Origin of the sequence: Streptomyces profundus (genome assembly GCF_020740535.1) — a bacterium.
Taxonomy (GTDB): Bacteria; Actinomycetota; Actinomycetes; order Streptomycetales; family Streptomycetaceae; genus Streptomyces; species Streptomyces profundus.
The window spans coordinates 7,601,023-7,620,782 of record NZ_CP082362.1 but is presented as its reverse complement, the minus strand read 5'-3'; the positions used below and the strand labels follow the sequence as shown (position 1 = coordinate 7,620,782).

The 19,760-nt window shown below is 69.7% G+C and carries 15 protein-coding genes; 10 read left to right on the top strand and 5 right to left on the bottom strand.

Annotation, left to right across the window (positions count from 1 at the left end):
* Position 1 precedes the first annotated feature (1 nt).
* The gene (locus K4G22_RS31440; protein ID WP_228083874.1) at positions 2-2,128 is read right to left on the bottom strand and encodes a protein kinase domain-containing protein; all 2,127 of its coding nucleotides are present in this window, start codon (positions 2,126-2,128) and stop codon (positions 2-4) included.
* A 520-nt stretch (positions 2,129-2,648) separates the two neighbouring features.
* Here K4G22_RS31440 and K4G22_RS31435 point away from each other — a divergent pair.
* Entirely contained in the window at positions 2,649-4,379 is a 1,731-nt protein-coding gene (locus K4G22_RS31435; RefSeq protein WP_228083873.1) for a glycoside hydrolase family 6 protein, read from the top strand.
* Between the two features lie 171 nt (positions 4,380-4,550).
* Positions 4,551-5,102, top strand: coding sequence for an AAA family ATPase (locus K4G22_RS31430; RefSeq protein ID WP_228083872.1), 552 nt, complete (start codon positions 4,551-4,553; stop codon positions 5,100-5,102).
* A 736-nt stretch (positions 5,103-5,838) separates the two neighbouring features.
* Here K4G22_RS31430 and K4G22_RS31425 read toward each other — a convergent pair.
* Positions 5,839-6,834 (bottom strand): hypothetical protein, encoded by a 996-nt coding sequence (locus tag K4G22_RS31425; RefSeq protein ID WP_228083871.1) that lies wholly within the window; start codon positions 6,832-6,834, stop codon positions 5,839-5,841.
* Positions 6,835-7,200: 366 nt separating this feature from the next.
* Here K4G22_RS31425 and K4G22_RS31420 point away from each other — a divergent pair, with 366 nt between their 5' ends.
* From K4G22_RS31420 to K4G22_RS31400, 5 genes are all read left to right on the top strand, one after another.
* Complete coding sequence (locus K4G22_RS31420) at positions 7,201-7,719, top strand: Pycsar system effector family protein (RefSeq protein ID WP_228083870.1); 519 nt, start codon at positions 7,201-7,203, stop codon at positions 7,717-7,719.
* 127 nt (positions 7,720-7,846) lie between these two features.
* The gene (locus K4G22_RS31415; RefSeq protein WP_265590259.1) at positions 7,847-8,416 is read left to right on the top strand and encodes a Crp/Fnr family transcriptional regulator; all 570 of its coding nucleotides are present in this window, start codon (positions 7,847-7,849) and stop codon (positions 8,414-8,416) included.
* 168 nt (positions 8,417-8,584) lie between these two features.
* Complete coding sequence (locus K4G22_RS31410) at positions 8,585-9,337, top strand: hypothetical protein (RefSeq protein WP_228083868.1); 753 nt, start codon at positions 8,585-8,587, stop codon at positions 9,335-9,337.
* The gene (locus K4G22_RS31405) at positions 9,334-11,352 is read left to right on the top strand and encodes a hypothetical protein (RefSeq protein ID WP_228083867.1); all 2,019 of its coding nucleotides are present in this window, start codon (positions 9,334-9,336) and stop codon (positions 11,350-11,352) included. The genes K4G22_RS31410 and K4G22_RS31405 overlap by 4 nt, the downstream gene beginning before the upstream one ends.
* Before the next feature lie 71 nt (positions 11,353-11,423).
* Complete coding sequence (locus K4G22_RS31400; protein WP_228083866.1) at positions 11,424-12,095, top strand: hypothetical protein; 672 nt, start codon at positions 11,424-11,426, stop codon at positions 12,093-12,095.
* 531 nt (positions 12,096-12,626) lie between these two features.
* Here the strand turns inward: K4G22_RS31400 and K4G22_RS31395 are convergent.
* The 3 genes from K4G22_RS31395 to K4G22_RS31385 form a co-directional block, all read right to left on the bottom strand.
* A complete protein-coding gene (locus K4G22_RS31395) occupies positions 12,627-13,049 on the bottom strand; it encodes a YjbQ family protein (RefSeq protein WP_228083865.1) in 423 nt (140 codons plus the stop codon).
* A gap of 76 nt (positions 13,050-13,125) precedes the next feature.
* Complete coding sequence (locus K4G22_RS31390) at positions 13,126-14,148, bottom strand: LacI family DNA-binding transcriptional regulator (protein ID WP_228083864.1); 1,023 nt, start codon at positions 14,146-14,148, stop codon at positions 13,126-13,128.
* Between the two features lie 121 nt (positions 14,149-14,269).
* Positions 14,270-14,590, bottom strand: coding sequence for an L-rhamnose mutarotase (locus tag K4G22_RS31385; RefSeq protein WP_228083863.1), 321 nt, complete (start codon positions 14,588-14,590; stop codon positions 14,270-14,272).
* A 256-nt stretch (positions 14,591-14,846) separates the two neighbouring features.
* On the opposite strand from K4G22_RS31385, the gene rhaI reads away from it, so the two are divergent.
* The 3 genes from rhaI (at position 14,847) to K4G22_RS31370 (ending at position 19,759) form a co-directional block, all read left to right on the top strand.
* Complete coding sequence (gene rhaI / locus K4G22_RS31380) at positions 14,847-16,007, top strand: L-rhamnose isomerase (protein WP_228083862.1); 1,161 nt, start codon at positions 14,847-14,849, stop codon at positions 16,005-16,007.
* A gap of 4 nt (positions 16,008-16,011) precedes the next feature.
* Positions 16,012-18,069, top strand: a complete 2,058-nt coding sequence (locus K4G22_RS31375; RefSeq protein WP_228083861.1) for a bifunctional aldolase/short-chain dehydrogenase — start codon at positions 16,012-16,014, stop codon at positions 18,067-18,069.
* Between the two features lie 196 nt (positions 18,070-18,265).
* The gene (locus K4G22_RS31370; RefSeq protein WP_228083860.1) at positions 18,266-19,759 is read left to right on the top strand and encodes a rhamnulokinase; all 1,494 of its coding nucleotides are present in this window, start codon (positions 18,266-18,268) and stop codon (positions 19,757-19,759) included.
* The last annotated feature ends 1 nt before the right edge of the window (position 19,760 follow it).

Genomic DNA, 19,760 nt, shown 5'->3' with positions numbered 1-19,760 from the left:
GTCAGAAGGAGAGAGACCAGGAGTTGAGGGTGCCGTCGTCGAGGTAGACGTCGTCGGTGAGCTTCAGGGTCCAGGTGCCGTCGGCCCCGGCGGCCGAGGCGTCCACCGTGTACTCGTGCGGCCCGTCGACCGGGTCCAGCTCGAAGGCCGTGCCGTCCGGCGCCACCAACTCCAACTCCACCTCGTCGACATACCGGTGCTCGATATCGATGGTGACCCGCAGTTCACCGGGGGCGTGGCCGCCGATGCCGCTGACCTCGATGGTCGACTCGGATTCGACGTTCTCCTCGATGGTCAACGATGCCGTGTTGGTGAACGTCCTGGTGTTCCCCGAGGCCCCCGAGCCGCCCGAGCCGGCTCCGAACCGCAGCGACCAGGAGTTCAACGTGCCCTCGTCCAGCCCCGCGGTGTCCCGGACCACCAGGACCCACATGCCGTCCGCGCCGGCGGCGGACGCGTCCACCGTGTACTCGTGCGGCTCGTCGAACGCCTCCAACTCGAAGGCCGTACCGTCCGGCGCCACCAACTCCAACTCCAGGTCACCGACATGCTCGTGGCTGATGTCGACGGCGACCCGCAACGCCTGCGGGGCGCTGCCCCCCACGCCCGCGACGTCGATCGTCGACTCGATCGTGGCCTCGTCGGGGATGGACACGGGCGTGGTGCTCGTGAAGGACCCATCGCCCAGCGAGGTGCCCCCGATGTCCGAGCCGGCTCCGAACCGCAGCGACCAGGAGTTCAGCGTGCCCTCGTCGACCGCGGCGGTGTCCCGGACCACCAGGGCCCACATGCCGTCCGCGCGGGCGGCGGAGGCGTCCACCGTGTACTCGTGCGGCCCGTCGAACGCCTCCAACTCGAAGGCCGTACCGTCCGGCGCCACCAACTCCAACTCCAGGTCATTGATGTGTTCGTGGCTGATGTCGACGGCGACCTCCAGCTCCCGGGGGGCGTTGCCGCCCACGCCGACGACCTCGATCGTGGACTCCGCCGTGGCGTTGTCCGTGATCTGGACCGGCGTCTGGTTGGCGAACGCTCCGCCGCCCCCGTCGTCCGGGTCCGAGTCCCCCGCCCGGTTGACGGCGATCAGCACGACCACGAGCACGCCGAGGCCGAGGGCCACGATCCAGCCCAGCCACTTCAGGCCCGAGCCCCGGGAGGGCGGCGGGGGCGGCGCCGGGGTCGGCGGGGCCGCCCAGGCCAACGGGGTCGGCCAGGCCGTCGCCGTGGGCATCGCCTGGGGCGGCACCGTCGACAGTTCCGTGACGATCGCCGTCGGGGTGGCGGCCACCGGCGGCGGCGTGGACACCGGCGGGGCGTCGAGCAGGTCGAACGCCTCGGCGATCGTCGGGCGGTCGCCGGGCGCCTTGGCCAACAGCCGGTTGACGAGGGGCGCCAGGGCCTCGGCCCGCTGGAGCTGCGGGGGGTCATCGTAGGCCACCGCGTGCAGCGAGGCGGCCGTGGAGCCCCGGTCGAAGGGGGAGGCGCCTTCGACCGCCTCGTGCAGCGTCACCCCGAGGGAGAAGAGGTCGCTCGGCGCCTGCCCCTTCTCGCCGAGGACGCGTTCCGGCGCCATATAGGGGGCGGAACCCACCACGCTGCCCGTCACGGTCAGCGAGACGTCCGTCTCGTGGGTCGCGATCCCGAAGTCGGTCAGCAGGATCGCGCCGTTGTCGGCGAGCAGGACATTGGCCGGCTTGATGTCACGGTGCACGATCCCCGCGCCGTGCGCGGCGGCGAGCGCCTTCAGCATGGCCCTGGCCACGTCGGTCGCCTCGCTCAGCGACAGAGGACCGGACTCCTGGAGGCGCTCCCCCAGGGAGCGGCCCACCACGAGCTGCATGGCTATCCAGGGAATGTCGTCCTCGACGACGACATCGTGCACGCTCACGATGTGGGGGTGGTCCCGAAGCCTGGCCGCGTTGAGGACCTCGCGCTCCGATCGCCTGATCCGGTCCTCCTGCTCGGCGGCGGACGAGGACGGCGGCAGGAACAGCCCCTTGAGCGCGACGTCCGCCTGAAGTCGCTGGTCACGCGCCTTCCAGACCCTCCCGAAGCCACCGCTGCCGATCAGCTCGGTGAGCTCGTACCGCCCGCCGATCAGTTTCCCCGGTCCCACGGTGTGGTCCATGCCCAGCGCTCCCGCGTGGTCGAACAATACGGCTGGTGGACAGCGTAGATCACGATGCCGGGCCGGGCGGCCCCTTCCACAGGGGCGAAGTCCCCTCAGGCAGGCATGAGTTGGGGACAGATCGGCGACGCGTCGGCCGCCGGGCACGAGAACGGCCCGCACGGGCGCCGCAGGAGCGGTGCGGCGGCCCTCCCGGGACGCGGAGCACACCGGAAACACCGTCATGGGTGAACAAAATGTGGGAGCGCTCCCAAGATTGCGACCAAAGTGCGTACCTGTCAAGACCTTTGGGGCCACCTCGCGACCAGCCCGCAACTTCCCTGGTGTGCAACCACTCCCCGGTTGCAGCGTCATCACATTTTTCGCACAGAAGTCTGGTGCGGCGCGCGACGAGGCGCTAACTTCCCCTCAGCCAGTGGGAGCGCTTCCAAGAAGCCTGGCCGTTCAGACGCGCATCGTCCCGATCGCCTCGGGTCGCCGTGCGAGGCACCGGAACCGGTCATCACCGAAAGGACTCTCCATGAGCCGCACCAACTCACCACCCCGACGCAGACGCCGCGCACTGCTGACCGCCGGGGTCCTCGCCGTCGCCACGCTGGGCACCGGCAGCCTGGCGCAGGGCACCGCCTCCGCCGCCGACTTCGCCTGCGAGGTCGACTACGCGACGAACGACTGGGGTTCGGGCTTCACGGCCAACCTCACCATCACCAACACGGGCTCCACCGCGACCAACGGCTGGGAACTCACCTACGCGTACGCCGGCAACCAGACCCTCTCGCAGGGCTGGAACGCGACCTGGTTCCAGAGCGGGCGGACCGTCACCGTGTCGGACACCGGCTGGAACGGCGCCATCGCCCCCGGGGCCTCCGTGAGCTTCGGCGGCAACTTCACCTACTCGGGAACCAACGCGGCGCCGACGAGCTTCGCGGTCAACGGGGTCACCTGTGGCGAGGACGGCGGCCCCGGCCCCGGCCCGGATCCCGACCCGCCGGGGGACCGTGTGGACAACCCCTACCAGAACGCCGGCGTCTACGTGAACCCGGACTGGTCGGCCAACGCCGCCGCCGAGCCGGGCGGTTCGGCCATCGCCAACGAGCCCACCGGTGTCTGGCTCGACCGGCGCGCCGCCATCGAGGGCGGCTCGGCCGGCAACAGCACGGGCCTGCGCGAGCACCTCGACAACGCGCTGGTCCAGGCCCAGGACCACGAGAACTTCGTGTTCCAGGTCGTGGTCTACAACCTGCCGGGCCGTGACTGCGCCGCGCTCGCCTCCAACGGTGAGCTGGCCGCCGATGACATCGACACCTACAAGGACGAGTTCATCGACCCGATCGCGGAGATCCTCGGCGACCCGGCCTACGCCGACCTGCGGATCGTCACGGTCATCGAGATCGACTCGCTGCCGAACCTCATCACCAACGTCAGCCCGCGCGTGACCGCGACGCCCGGCTGTGACGAGATGCTGGCCAACGGCAACTACCAGGCGGGCATCGCCTACGCCCTCCAGGAGTTGGGCGCCATCCCCAACGTCTACAACTACGTGGACGCCGGCCACTACGGCTGGATCGGATGGGACGACAACCTCGGCGCCTCCGCCGAGCTCTTCCACGACGTCGCCGTCGACAGCGGTTCGGTGCACAACGTGCACGGGTTCATCGTCAACACCGCCAACTACGGCCCGGCGGTCGAGCCCTACTACGGCATCGGCGACTCGGTCAACGGCACCTCGGTGCGGGAGAGCTCCTGGATCGACTGGAACCGCTATGTCGACAACCAGTCCTTCGCCCAGGGGTTCCGCACCGAGCTGGTCTCGCTCGGGTTCGACTCCGGCATCGGGATGCTGATCGACACCTCCCGCAGCGGCTGGGGCGGCCCCGACCGTCCGACGGGCCCGGGACCGCAGACGGACGTGGACGCGTATGTCGAGGGCAGCCGGGTCGACCAGCGGTTCCAGGCCGGCAACTGGTGCAACCAGGCCGGTGCCGGGCTCGGTGAGCGGCCCGAGGTCGCACCCGCCGCCGGCATCGACGCCTACGTGTGGATCAAGCCCCCGGGCGAGTCGGACGGCTCCAGCGAGGAGATCCCGAACGACGAGGGCAAGGGCTTCGACGAGATGTGCGACCCCACCTACGAGGGCAACCCGCGCAACAACCACAACATGTCCGGCGCCCTGGGTGACGCTCCCATCTCCGGCCACTGGTTCTCCGCGCAGTTCCAGGAGCTGCTGGCGAACGCCTACCCGCCCCTGTGACCCGGTGTCGGGCGACCTCCCGTTGATCCCCTGACGGAGCTCCGCACCGGGCCCCGGCTCCACCACCGCCGGGGCCCGGTGCGGCCCTTCCCGCTCGCCGCCGCCCATCCGTGGGGGGCGGCGGGCGGTGTGCGTATTGCCACCCGGGGAGCACGCTGGCATCATCCGGCCGTGACCACTGCTGGGGGGCCGAGCTGCCTGATCGTGACGGGGATGCCGGGCGCTGGGAAGTCGACCGTGACCAGGCTGGTCGCGGAGAAGCTGGCGCGTTCCGCCCGGCTCGACGGCGATGAGCTCAACAAGATGATCGTCAGCGGATTCGTCTGGGCCCTGGGCGAGCCCGCCGACGAAGCGGCACGGCAGGTCGAGCTGCTGCACCGCAATCTGTGCACGCTGGCGAACAACTTCGCCGAGGCCGGCTTCACGCCCCTGATCGACGCGATGATCCCGTCCCGCGAGAAGCTGGACGTCTTCCTCGATCTCCTCACACCTCGCCGGGTCCTGTTCGTCGTCCTCGCCCCGGGCATCGAGGTCTGTCAGTACCGCAACAGCGTCAGGGATCCACGTGACCGGTTCGACTTCGACGGCTACGAGGCCCTCGACGCCGCCATGAGACGCGAACTCGGCGACGCCGGCTGGTGGTTCGACACGGCGGCCCTCACCCCCGCCCAGACCGCCGACCACATCGTCCACGAAGCGCCCGGCCGCGCCCTCGTGAACTGACCGCGCGCGTCCAAGAGCCGGTGGACGGCTTCGGGCCGCCGCTGCGGCCCCGGGGCGGCGCCGTCCGTCCTCCGGTGGCCGTCCGGCTGGCCGTATCCCGGGGCCAGCACTACCTCCCCCGCGGCCAGCGGCTCGTCGGGGCGGTTGACGCGGTTCGCCAACGGAGCCGTCCACAGCTCGCGGCGGGTCCGCGGCCCACGCGCCGCCGCGAGCGGGAGACCCGTCCGCCGGCCACCACGTCGAGCGGGGTTCCGACGTCTCCCCCAGCCGCTCGCCGTCCTCGGCCCGGGACGGGTGGAAGAGCGTGCTGAAGGAGGTGCCCGAGCCGGCGTCGCCGAAGCAGGCCAGCCCGGGAGTGGGCCATGGGACCCGGCGCCGGCACCGGCGGCGACTGGCCCTGGACGTCCTTGACGGGCCGACAGCCCGGGGCCCGCGCCACCGGTGATCGTCGCCGAGGGCGCCGCCGTCGGAACGCCTTCGCGCCGACCTGACGGAGACCCGGCGCTCCGGACCGATCCTCGTCAGCCCAGGAAGCTCAGCCGCACCTGGCGGTCGGGGTTGGCGATGTTGGTGTCCGCCAACCTCCGCAAAGGCAACCCCAGGGTAACTCGCTCACGACGCCCACCGGGCCGGTGCCGTGGCCATCGCTCGCGGGATGACCACGGCGGCTGAGGTACCCACCCACCGGCGTTCAACGGAGCCCGCCGCACCAGTACGGCCCCCTGCTGGCCCTCAATCAGGAGTCGTGGCGACTGGTCACCACCATCGCCGTCCCCGCGAGAGCCGCTCCCACTGGCGTCTCGGCCCACTCGGCAAGCAACAGTGGTCTCTCGTCTACCGACTTCAGCAAGCGGACGAGTTCGTCGGCACTCGGCGCCTGCGGAAGAGCACAGCTGGCGACCGGATTTCCCGTCGCACTGGTGCCCTCTCCGTACTCTTCGTCGGGGTCGTCCGGCTCCCAAAGCCCGATCTCGATCTCCCACGAGGCGTCGTCATCATCGGGCTCCGGTGCTTCGATCGTCAGGTAGAAGCCGTGCGAGCCGTACGGCTCGGCAAAGAGCCGACAGCTCGGGTCGTCCAGTGAGGCCCGCATTTCGCCGACCCGAGAGTGCACAGCGACTAGAACCCGAAGGTCGGCAACGGCTTTCTCCCGCTCCTCCGCGGAGAATCCCGCCTCACGGTCATCGAGCTGCTCTCGCGTCTCGTCGCTCAACGTATCCAGTCCGTCGTCGCTCTTAACGAAAGGGTGACCGAACTCCCACAAGCGCTCGATCTCCGGTTCATCCTCCTCGGAAGTCCCCGAATAGTCGGCGAGCGCCGCACGCAACTCACGCTCCTCCACCTCTAGCTCGGAACGGATCGCCCTACTGACCGTGTCTGGCAGTGCCACCAAGGCACTTTCCAGATCAACGAGCGCCTGGTGAAGCCGAAGGCAGACGTACTCGTACCACAAACTGTGGGCGCCGCTGAGAAGATCCGCGCGGCCAGCGACGTCGGTCAGCGCCGCGAGATGCGTGAGCGGGTAGTAGCGCACACGTCGTTCCCGGCAGTCGTGGATGCTGATGGGGAAGGTGACGAAAGCGGAGACTCGGTTGAGAGCATCGACGATTGGAGCCGCGAGACGAGAGTCGGCCAGACTCGTCACGGTCTTGGACACGACACCGCCAGAATCTTGGTAAGTCGCCAGAATCTGGATCTTTCCACGGTTGGCGTGCTGGGAGTAGATGGTCAAGGAGAACGCCTTTCACCTGTCCGGAACACAACAGCGGACGGGACAGGTACGCGGGGAGTCTGGAAGAAGGCGGTGGCGAGGGTGCTTTCCGACGCCCCGTACCTCAAGATGACCGGAGGTGGCCCAGGTGCTGTCCCAGGCTCCATTCCTGCCGACAGGCTAGACGGATGCCCTGCGCATCGCAACCAGGTTCTCACCGTCGCTCGAGGCAGGACAGATGGATGGCAATAACTCTCCACAAGGCTCGGCCTACTGGGGTGACTGTGACGTGGCCATCAGCTGCGGTGCCCTGTGCAAGGCACTGGAGCAGCCGTAATCCCGGCACGGTGAGAAGGCCCAGAGAAGCTGCGTCCCCTGGAGGAGCTAGTGTCCGACACCGACGGAAGCTGCGCTGCAAATGACCATGGGGCCCGCCACGGGCTTGCGGCCGAAGTGGCGGTGATGTTCGCCGAAGTGCAGCGCGCCGACTCCAAGGCCACGACACTGTGCGGCATCGCCGGAGGCATGATGGGTGTGGACATCGCAGCGCTCTCAGCCGCCCGCGAGTCCGGCTGGCTGCCCCTGATCACTCTGACAACTGCCGCCGCTCTTCTTGCCGTGGCTCTGATCATCGCTATGTCCGCGATCCGCCCCGCCCTCCCACGAGACGGTCGTCTCAGGACATTCGCGGGCACCACACCAGCCAACGACCAATCCGAGGGAAGCTCGCCAGCCTGCCCCGCGGGCTGCGGCGATGGCCACCTCCGGGCGGACGCCGCAAAGCTGGCGTTGTTCACCACCCTCGCACAGCAAAAGTTCCGTGCCGTCAAATGGGCTGTCGACTTTGTGGCGACAGCCACAGCAGTCGCCACACTTGGGCTGTTGATCCTGTACGTCTCTTCTTGAGAGCATCACCGCAGGACGGCCATTACTTGGGGTGAGTATGTGTCAGCCGTATCTGTCAGTCATAGGTCAGCAGTTGTGGTCCCGCTTGTGCGGTCTGACCCCGGTCCGCGTCCGGCCGGCCAGGAGCGTGCTGTTGCGGCAGGGGGATCCCGGCACTCATGTCATCCTTCTGGCCTCCGGTTCGGCCCTGATCACACTGACCGGATCTCACGGGGAACGGACGCTTCTGGCGGTACGTGGAGCCGGTGAACTTCTGGGCGAGCTCGCCGTCCTGGACGAGCAGCCACGCACCGCATCGGTCATTGCTGCCGAGGATTGCCGGGTTCACATCGTCCCGCGTGGGGATTTCCTTGCCTTCGTGGACCGCCACGCGCTGCTGGCCCCCTTGCTGCGCCACGCCATCACACGGGTCCGCGAGGCAGAGGCGGTGCGCCTGGAGATGGCTACCGCCCCGGTATCGATGCGTCTGGCCTCGGCCCTCGGCCGCCTCCTCCAAGCCGCCTCCACCGCCGGTGCCGAGTACCTCGTGCGCCTGACGCAGGCAGAGCTGTCGGAGATGATCGGCGCCTCCCGCAACGCCGTGGGGTCGGCGTTGCGGCCATGGCGTGAGCAGGGCTGGCTCGCCACCGAGGCAGGCGGCGGGCTGTCGATCCGGGACTTCGCATCAATCCAGGCACACGCGCGCACCCAGAGGTGACCGACCGCACTCCTGCGGTGCCCACTACTGTGCACCGCCTCGACCCGGGGGCGACAAGCATGGGGCACTCACACCCCGTCACGATGGGAAGGCCCCTTACCCATGTCATCTCCCCTCCCACCCCACACGCACGATGTACCGCAGGAGCAGGCGCTCCTGGTCGTCGATATGAAGGGATACAGCCGGATCCCTGAGGCCCTGATGGCACCTGCCCGGGCCGACCTGGACCGTATGCTGGCCGCCGCGTTCACGCACAGTGGGCTCGGCGCCGGAACAGCTCTGGAAATCACGATCAAGGACAGCGGCGACGGTGCCATCTTCGTCGTGCCCGCCCGGTACGCCGCACGGCTGGTCGACCCCCTCCTCACCCACCTCGGCCAGGAGCTGGCTCGTCACGAGCAGACCCGGCTGGCCAGCGCAGCACCCATCCGGCTGCGTGCGAGCGTGCACGTCGGCCCTCTGCAGCCCCCCGACTACCGGGGTGACGCCATCAACGTCGCCTGCCGTCTGGTCGACAGTGACGCAGCCCGCCGGGCTCTGACTGCGGCCGAGGACCACAATCTGCTCCTGGCCGCTGCGGTCTCGAACACGGTCTTCCACCGGACCGTACTGGCGCAACGCACTCAGACTCTCAGGAAACACCACTTTCACCGGGCCACCGCCCGCGTCGAAGACAAGCCTGGGTTCGAGGAGACGTGCTGGGTTTTCGTACCCGGACTGGGGCCGACGGCGATCAGCCCTCACCTCACTCCAAACGGGACTGCGCCGCCCGACGAGGAGCATCAGGCCACCCGGCGTACGGCGGAGCACACGCAAGCGGACGCATCGCGGCCCGACGTGCGGCAGAGGGCCAAGGCTACTGGCAAGGCACGACTGATCCAGGTCGCCGGCAACTACAACCCCGGTCCGGAGCAGTCATGACAGGCACCGAGGCGGCACCACACCAGCAGGCCGAGGCTTCCGGCCACGCACGACTGACGCAGGTCGCTGGCGACTACGAGGAGCACCACCACCAGTACGTACGAGGCTGGGAATATCTGCGCGGCATCGGCGTAGACGATCACGAGCTGGATTTCGTGGAACAGGCATTCGTCGACCCCAAAGGTTCTCAGAACACCGGCCAAGTGGAAAGCGCCGCCGGCCTGCTCCGCGGCCCACACGCGCGAAGCAACACACTGGTGCTCTGCGGGGAGGCCGGCACGGGGAGGCGTACCACCGCCCTGCGTGTCCTTCGCCAGGCAGATGTACCACGAGAACGGATCCGCTGGCTGGTGCTGGACTGGGACCGACCGCGCACAGAACAGATTCCCCACACCAAGGGGTACGGCTTCGTCCTGGACCTGACCGGATTCCGAGCCCTGCCGGAAGACTTCTACGCCGGGCTGGCCGACTACCAGAAAGACGCTGAAGCCTCCGAGGCCCTCCTGATCATCCTCGCCGACCCTGGCAGTTGGAAGCCTGAGTCACTCACCACCACACCCGCGGTACGTATGATCCGTCCTCCGTCGCCAGATGTCGCCCGAGCCCACCTGCACCACCTGGCAGCCGACAGGATCGACTGGCTGAACCAGACTCCTCTGAGCGGCTTGCTCACCCCGGCGGCGCCTCCCGGCGACGCCGCTCGCCTGGCTCGGCTGATCGCACAGGCCGAAGTGGGCGGCGAAGTTGCGGTCCGGCAGGAGTTCACCGACTGGCACGACCATTTGAAGGACTGGTTCGAGAGGCACTCGGCGCAGGACGACCTCCGCGAAAGAGCACTCCTGGTGGGCAGTGCGCTGCTGGAGAAGGTACCGGCGGACATCGTGCTCGCCGCAGCAGATCAGCTCTTCACGAAGGTCGGCGGCAAGCTGCCTCCCGGTGGGGCACTGGCCGGCCGTGATCTCGACATGCGCCTCAAGGCCGTCAATGCCTGTCAAGTGGACGGCGAAGCAATCTCCCTGGATTCCGACCGGCACGGACTGTCCGAAGCCCTCCTGAAGTACGTATGGCAACAGAGGCCGCAACTGCGACCTGTGTTGCTGGAATGGGCCTCCCACATCAGCCAGCCACACGGGATCGCCGTGGGCCACCTGCGGCGCATCGCCGACTGTCTGGTCCGGCTCGCTCTGCTGCCCGGGGGGTCCACAGTCTTGTCTGTGGCGATCGCTTGGATCGAGAAGGGCCGGGCGGCGCACCGGCAGCTGGCGCTCGGAATCGTCGAGACTATGGCACTCCACCCGGTCACAGGGGTCGTCGTCCGCAAGCAGCTGTACGACTGGGCACAGCAGAAGTCCACCAGCGAGGAGCTGACCAAGGCAATCGCCGAGATCTGCTCGGGTCAGCTGGGTCAGCTGTACCCCCGCATCGCTCTGACCCGGCTGCGCCTGCTGGCCTCGAAGGACGACGAAGCGGCGCGCGAGGCAGTGGCAGAGGCGGTACGCACCCTGGCCAGTACGCCTGATCAGCGCATCCTGGTGCTGTCGGAGATCGTCAACTGGGCCGAGTCCACCGACACCACGATCCGCAGAGCGGGAGCAAGCACGTTCTTGGCCCTGACCGACATCTCCAGCGACACGCTCCTGCCACTGCCCGAAAACCCAGAGGGCGCCGACGACGAGGAAGACGCCCAGACCCCTGACCTGTTCGCCCGAGGCTGGCGTGCGGCCCTTCGGGAACCCTCCACCGCTGACGCAGCCCACGACCGGCTGGCCGCTTGGCTGGACTCCTCCAAACTGACGGACGAGCAGGTACTCCCCATGGCCGCAACGGTGTTGCGCGGACACATCGGTCAGGCCGGAGCCGCCGGACTGCTGGTGGGCTCCTCTGGCAGCTCAGAACTGGGTCGGGCCCGGCGCTTGAAGCTGCTAGACCTGCTGGTCTCCGCACAGAAACCCGGAGCTGACACGCCCGGTGCGGACCCGAGCCCGCACGACGACGGCTCCCCCTCACCGACGTGAGATTTCTGCCACGACGCAGGAAAAGCACACGCGCTGGCATCGCCCATCCGCTCGCCCTCAACGGTGAGCGGATGGCCAGTCGCATCACCGGCGTGTATTTCACGGTTCGCATCACCGGAGCATGGCGGTGGAAACACAGCGAACCTCCCGAGCATCGCGATCCTGCAGTCCCCGCGCGCGATCACCTACGCCGCCAGGCGGGCCGCGTCCTGAGCCAGCATTCCATCCTCGATCCGGAAGCGGCCCAGGACGCGGCCAACACGATCCTGACGCGCTGGAGCCGGCCTCTCCCCGGGCTGGAGGTGATCGGCGAGATTCGTCTGGGCACCCCCGCCCGGAACGACACCGCCCTGGCCGAAGAACACACCCGCCGACGACAGGCAGCCGACCTGGCACAAGAAGAGGAGCTGGCCCGCCTGACTCACCTACAGCAGGTGCTGGCAGACCCGGACTTGCGCCGCGTGTGGTGGATGGCTCGTTTCCCCGACCGGTTCACCGATCTCGCATCACTCACAGAGGCCCTCCAAGGGCTACCCCTGCCTCGCGAACTCTATGACGACGACATTCGCGGAGACATCCGACGCTTCACCGACCAGCTCGTCACTGAACTGCACACGCCTGAGCAGCGCGAGCTCTTCCTCCGAGCGCTCGTCCGCACCCTCGGCATCGTCGGCCAGGAGGACCTGAAGACAGCCGCTGCCCGATGGCAGACCCCGACCGGACCAGGAGGCGCCCCGGCATGAATCTGCTCACCAGACGATGGCTTTTAACGCCTTTTCGGCAACTGCGCACCCACCGTCTCATGTCCCGACACGGACCCACGCTCACGTACGACACCGCATGGGCCCTGATCACACTGCGCACCGCGCCGCACGAGACACATTTCATACGCGTCTGGGTCCGAGAGAATCCCGGCCAGCCACCCGGCGTCCACCACGATCGGTGGCATGAACTGAGCGCTGCGGAGCAGCGGCGCCGACTCGCGTGGCTCAGACGCCGCGGATATTCCCCTGTCCAGCTCCTGCACTTGGACGAAGAACTCATACAGAGCGCCGGCATTCACGTCCTCGACTGGGGACGCCCACCCGGACCCACCCCTGACCATCCAGCCCAACAAGTCGCTCGCATCATCCGCCCATAAACCTACGCGGTGACGGAGCACACTGCACAGCGCGCGGCAAAGCACCCCGCGAAGCACCAGCTCCGCACACCGCCGACGGCAACCTCCCCTGCCAAGAGTCGTGGAAAGCCACGGACGCATTGGGACGGCCGTCTCAGCCCAGGAAGCTCAGCCGCACCTGGCGGTCGGGGTTGGCGATGTTGGTGTCGACGAGGCAGACCGACTGCCAGGTGCCCAGGGCGAGTTGGCCGCCGACTACCGGCAGGGTCGCGTGTGGGGGGACGAGGGCGGGCAGCACATGGTCGCGGCCGTGGCCCGCGGGGCCGTGGCGGTGGTGCCAGCGGTTGTCGGGGGGCAGCAGGTCGCGCAGGGCGGCCAGCAGGTCGTCGTCGCTGCCGGCGCCCGTCTCGATCAGGGCGATCCCGGTGGTGGCGTGCGGGGTGAACACGTTCAGCAGGCCGTCTTGGCCGCCGGCCACCCGGCGCAGGAAGGCGGCGCAGTCCTGGGTGAGGTCGTGGACCACCTCGGACGTTCCGGTGGCGATGTCGATCACGTCGGTGGTGAAGGTGTCAGGCATGTCCCCATGGTCGCCCGCGCGGACCCGATGCCGCGCGCGGCGCCCCGATGGCGGCGGGGTACGGGCGTGCGGGTGGTCAGCGACGGAGCCGGAGGCTGGAGTCGCGGACGATCAACTCCGGGTCCAGGACGATCCGTTGGTGACGGTGGAGGCCGGCGTCCTCGCCCGTCTCCTCCAGCAGCAGCTCGGCCGCCTGCCGACCCATGCGGAACGCGGGTTGGCGCACCGAGGTGAGCGGCACGGCCGCCGCCGCGGCGAACTCGATGTCGTCGTAGCCCACCAGGGCCATCTCCTCTGGCACCCGGACACCCGCGGCGAACAGAGCCTGGAGGACGCCGAGCGCCAGCAGGTCGTTGGCGCAGAACACGGCCGACGGGCGTGGGGAGAGCCCCAGGAGGCGGGCGCCGGCGTCCCGGCCGGCGGTGACGTCGAGACGTTCGGCCTCGACATGGTGCAGGGCCGAGGGCGGGAGGCCCGCCTCGTCGAGGGCGATCCGGGCGCCCTCCTCGCGGTCCCGGCACTGCTGGAGCGCCATCGGGCCGCTGACATAGGCGACGGAGGTGTGGCCCTGCTCCAGCAGGTGGCGCACGGCGAGGGTGCCGCCGCGCACGTCGTCCACGGAGACCGAGCAGCCCTCGGCGCTGGGCAGGACCCGGTCGACGAAGACGAACGGGATCCCGTGCCGGCGGAACTCCGCGAGGTTGCGACCGCTCATGTCGGCCGGGGTGATCAGCACGCCCCGGACGCGCTGCTCGGCGAAGAGCGACAGGTAGTCGGCCTCCTCGGCGACGCTCTGCGCGCTGTTGCAGAGCATCACGCCCAACTTCTCGGCGCGCGCGACGCGTTCGGCACCTGAGGCGACGTCCACGAAGAAGGGGTTGGCCATGTCGAGGACCAGCAGCGAGATGATGCGGCTCTGCCCGGCGCGCAGCTGGCGGGCGGACTCGCTGCGGACGTAGCCGAGTTGGACGATGGCGGCCTGGACGCGTTCCCTGGTCTCCTCGGCGACCATCTGGGGGCGGTTGATGACGTTGGAGACGGTGCCGACGGACACTCCCGCGGCCCGGGCCACTTCCTTGATCCCCACCGTCTGCGCCATGTGCGTGTTCCGTTCGTCTCGTGACCCGCCGCGTCTCGCGGGGCCATGGTATGCACCATCGCTGCCGTGGTTTCGCGCCGCCCGGGCCGGGGGCGGCGGGGGCGCGGGGGCGGCGCGGCGGTCAGGCGAGGTGGAAGACCTCGGTGAGCGGCTTCATCGCCTCGTCGGGCCGTTCCCCGTCGAGCGCCTCGAAGAGGTCGCCCATCTCGGCCTGCCAGCGCGCGTTGACCTCGGTCCCGTCCATGGCGCGCCGCGCCGCGTCGAAGTCCTCCGTCTCCAGATAGCCGACGAGGAGCCCGTCCTCGCGCAGGAAGAGCGAGTAGTTGTGCCAGCCGCTCGCGGACAGCGCGGCACACATCTCCGGCCAGACATGGGCGTGGCGCTCCCGGTACTCCTCGATCCGGTCGGCGCGGACCCTCAACAGGAAACAGACGCGCTGCACGGGAATCACCCAGCCCTCTGAAAGGTTTCATGCGGATGGACGCAAGCTAGCCAGCCGCCTCGTCCACCGTCAAGATCGGGCGACGGTCGATGCCCGGCTTCGAAAAGGCAGTGGTAGACGGCGAATGGATCGCCTCGCTCCCTTGACAGCGCTCCCGCTCCGCTCTTAGCGTCGAGAGTGGAGTGAAACGATTCACACACGGCAGAGGACCTGGTTCAACAGAACCTCGTCCGCGCGCTACGGGAGCCCTGATCGCATGACCCCCTTCACCGCCGTCAAGGCGGCCCTGTCCTCCCAGGCCATCGAGACCCCGTCCTGGGCCTACGGCAACTCCGGCACCCGTTTCAAGGTGTTCGCCCAACAGGGCGTGCCGAGAACCCCGTGGGAGAAGTTGGACGACGCGGCGCGGGTGCACCGGCACACCGGGGTCGCGCCCACCGTGGCGCTGCACATCCCGTGGGACCGGGTGGACGACTACGCGGCGTTGGCCGACCATGCCCGGGAGCGCGGGCTGCGTCTTGGCGCGATCAACTCCAACGTGTTCCAGGAGGACGACTACCGGCTGGGCAGCGTCACCCATCCGGAGGCCGGGGTGCGCCGCAAGGCGCTGGCGCACCTGCTGGAGTGCGTGGACATCATGGACGCCACCGGGTCACGCGATCTGAAGCTGTGGTTCTCCGACGGCACCAACTACCCGGGGCAGGACGACATCCGCAACCGCCAGGACCGGCTGTCGGAGGCCCTGGCCGCCGTCTACGAGCGGTTGGGCGAGGAGCAGCGCATGCTGCTGGAGTACAAGTTCTTCGAGCCGGCGTTCTATATGACGGATGTTCCGGACTGGGGCACGGCCTACGCGCACTGCCTGAAGCTGGGGCCGAAGGCGCAGGTGGTGGTGGACACCGGGCATCACGCGCCGGGCACCAACATCGAGTTCATCGTGGCGACGCTGCTGCGGGAGGGGAAGCTGGGCGGTTTCGACTTCAACTCGCGCTTCTACGCCGACGACGATCTGATGGTCGGCTCGGCCGATCCGTTCCAGCTCTTCCGGATCATGTACGAGGTGGTGCGCGGCGGCGGGTTCGTTCCCGAGGTGGCGTTCATGTTGGACCAGTGCCACAACATCGAGCCCAAGATCCCGGCGATCATCCGTTCCGTGATGAACGTGCAGGAGGCGACGGCCAAGGCGCTGCTGGTGGACGCCGACGCGCTGGCGGTGGCGCAGGCGGCCGGTGACGTACTGGGCGCGAACGCGGTGTTGATGGACGCGTATCACACGGATGTGCGCCCGCTGCTGGCGGAGTGGCGCGAGGAGCGCGGGCTCGACCCGGATCCGATGGACGCCTATCGGCGGTCGGGCTGGGCGGAGCGGATCGTGGCGGAGCGCGTGGGCGGCCAGCAGGCCGGTTGGGGGGCCTGAGCGGATGAGTGCGCGACGGAACGGGACGGGCGAGGCCGAGGTGGCGGCGCTGTTGGCGCGTTCGCACCGGTTGGGCGCCGATCCCAGGAACACCAACTACGCGGGGGGCAACACCTCGGCGAAGGGCACCGTCGACGATCCGGTGACGGGTGGCGCGGTGGAGCTGATGTGGGTGAAGGGCTCGGGCGGGGATCTGGGGACGCTGCGTGCCGACGGGCTGGCCGCGCTGCGGCTCGACCGGCTGCGGGCCCTCGCGGACGTGTATCCGGGGGTGGAGCGCGAGGACGAGATGGTCGCCGCGTTCGACTACTGCCTGCATGGCAAGGGTGGCGCGGCGCCTTCGATCGACACGGCGATGCACGGTCTGGTGGAGGCGGCGCATGTCGACCATCTGCATCCGGACTCGGGGATCGCGCTGGCCTGCGCGGCGGACGGCGAGGAGTTGACGCGGGCGTGCTTCGGGGACGCGGTGGTGTGGGTGCCGTGGCGGCGGCCCGGGTTCCAGCTGGGTCTTGACATCGCCGAGGTGCGGCGGTCGCGTCCGGACGCGATCGGCTGTGTGCTGGGCGGGCACGGGATCACGGCGTGGGGCGCGACGAGCGAGGAGTGCGAGCGCAACTCGCTGCACATCATCCGCACGGCCGAGGCGTTTCTGGCCGAGCGTGGCGCGGCGGAGCCGTTCGGGGCGGTGCTGCCCGGCTACGAGGCGCTGCCGGAGGTCGAACGTCGGGAGCGGGCGGCGGCGTTGGCGCCGCTGATCCGGGGTCTGGCCTCGACGGACCGGCCGCAGGTGGGGCATTTCACGGACGACGAGGCGGTGCTGGACTTCCTGGCGCGGGCCGAGCACCCTCGGCTGGCGGCGTTGGGGACGTCGTGCCCGGACCACTTCCTGCGGACGAAGGTCAGGCCGCTGGTGGTGGATCTGCCGGCGGACGCTCCGCTCACGCGGGTGGTGGAGCGGCTGCGGGAGGCGCACGCGGCCTACCGGGAGGAGTACCGGGCGTACTACGAGCGGCATGCCACGGCGGAGTCGCCGGCGATGCGGGGCGCCGATCCGGCGATCGTGCTGGTGCCGGGCGTCGGCATGTTCTCGTTCGGCAAGGACAAGCAGACGGCGCGGGTGGCGGGCGAGTTCTACGGGAACGCGATCCAGGTGATGCGGGGCGCCGAGGCGGTGTCGTCCTATGCGCCGATCGAGGAGTCGGAGAAGTTCCGCATCGAGTACTGGGAGTTGGAGGAGGCGAAGCTGCGGCGGATGCCGGCGCCCAAGCCGTTGGCGACGCGGGTGGCGCTGGTGACGGGCGGTGGGTCGGGCATCGGGCGGGCCACGGTGTCGCGGCTGGCGGCCGAGGGCGCGGCCGTGGTCGTGGCCGATGTGGACGGCGAGGCGGCGGCGCGGGTGGCGAGGGAGGTCGGTGGGCCCGACCGGGCGGTCGCGGTGGCGGTGGACGTCACCTCGGAGGAGCAGGTGCGGGCGGCGGTGCGGGCGGCGGTGTTGGCGTTCGGCGGGGTGGATCTGGTGGTGAACAACGCCGGGATCTCCATCTCCAAGCCGCTGTTGGAGACGACGGTCGCCGACTGGGACCTGCAGCACGACATCATGGCGCGGGGCTCCTTCCTGGTGTCGCGGGAGGCGGCGCGGGTGATGATCGAGCAGGGCATGGGCGGCGACATCGTGTATGTGGCGTCCAAGAACGGGGTCTTCGCCGGCCCGAACAACATCGCCTACGGGGCGACCAAGGCGGATCAGGCGCATCAGGTGCGGCTGTTGGCGGCCGAGTTGGGCGAGCACGGCGTGCGGGTGAACGGGGTGAACCCGGATGGTGTGGTGCGCGGTTCGGGTATCTTCGCCGGCGGTTGGGGGGCGAAGCGCGCGGCGGTGTACGGGGTCGAGGAGGAGCGGCTGGGCGAGTTCTACGCGCAGCGGACGTTGTTGAAGCGCGAGGTGCTGCCCGAGCATGTGGCGGCGGCGGTGTTCGCGTTGACCGGTGGCGATCTGAGCCACACCACGGGGTTGCACATCCCGGTGGACGCCGGGGTGGCGGCGGCGTTCCTGCGCTGAGGCGCGGTGAGGGCGCGTCGGGTGGCCGTGGCCTCGGCCCGGTCCGCCCGGCGCCTTCCGTTGCCCCGGGCTCGCGGTGTCCCGCCCGTTCGTTCCCCGTTCGTCGCGCGCGCGGTGCTCCGGGTTTCCTCTGTCTCTCCCGATCGTCTCGACGAGGTGTCTCGTGTCCGCTTCCTCGGCTCTGTCCGCTCCCCCGGTGTCCGCCGACGCCGCTGGTCCTCCGTTCGCCGCCGTGGATCTGGGCGCGTCCAGCGGGCGGGTGATGCTGGGCGAGGTGGGCGGGGGCGGGGTGTCGTTGGTCGAGGTGCACCGCTTCGCCAACCGTCCGGTGCGGGTCGGCGGCACGCTGTACTGGGATGTGCTGGCGCTCTACCACGGGGTGTTGGAAGGGCTGCGGGCGGCGGGACGGCGGAGTGGGGGGCGGCTGGCGGGGGTGGGGGTCGACTCCTGGGCGGTGGACTTCGGTCTGCTGGACGCCTCGGGCGCGCTGTTGGGGAATCCGGTGCACTACCGGGACGAGCGGACGGCGGGGGCGGCCGAGCGGGTGGCGTCGGCGGTGTCGCCGGAGCGGCTGTACGCGGCGACCGGGTTGCAGCATCTGCCGTTCAACACGATCTACCAGTTGGTCGCGGCGCGGGATTCGCCGCAGTTGGCCGCCGCGCGGAGCCTGTTGTTGATCCCGGATCTGATCTCGTACTGGCTGACGGGGGTGCGGGGCACGGAGCTGACCAACGCGTCGACGACCCAGCTGATCGATCCGCGCACCGGCGACTGGGCGCGGGAGGTGGCCGAGGCGGTGGGGATCGATCTGGGCCTGTTCCCGCCGCTGCGGCGCCCCGGTGAGTCGGCGGGCGAGCTGCTGCCCGAGGTGTTGGCCCAGACGGGTCTGGCGGGGCCGGTTCCGGTGACGGCGGTGGGTTCGCACGACACGGCGTCGGCGGTGGCCGGGGTGCCGGCCGCGGAGGGCCCGTTCGCCTATGTGGCCACGGGCACCTGGTCGTTGGCGGGCCTGGAGTTGGCGGCGCCTGTGCTCTCCGAGGAGAGCAGGCGGGCCAACTTCACCAACGAGTTGGGCGTGGACGGCACGGTGCGCTATCTGCGGAACATCATGGGTCTGTGGCTGTTGCAGGAGTGTCTTCGGGACTGGGGCGACGGCGGGGACGAGCCGGAGTTGGGGCCGCTGTTGGCCGCGGCGGCGAGGGCTCCGGGCCTGCGTTCGGTGGTGGACGCGGGGGCGGCGGAGTTCATCGCGCCCGGCGGGATGCCGGCGCGGATCGCCGCCGCGTGCCGGCGGACGGGCCAGCCGGCGCCCAGGGACCGGGGCGAGATGGTGCGGTGTGTGCTGGACTCGCTGGCGTTGGCGCACCGCGCTGCGCTGGTGGACGCGCGGCGGCTGTCGGGCGTCGAGGTGGCGACGGTGCATGTGGTGGGCGGCGGCGCGCACAACGCGTTGCTGTGTCAGCTGACGGCGGACGCCTGTGGGTTGCCGGTGGTGGCGGGCCCGGCGGAGGCCGCCGCGCTGGGCAACGTTCTGGTGCAGGCGCGGGCGGCGGGAGCGGTGCGGGGCGGGCTGGCACGGCTACGCTCGTTGCCGCGTGCCTCGCTGCCGTTGCGCCGGTTCGTTCCCGAGGGGGACGGGACGGCGTGGCGGCGGGCCGCGGACCGGATCGCCAGCGGTGGAAGGGACTGAC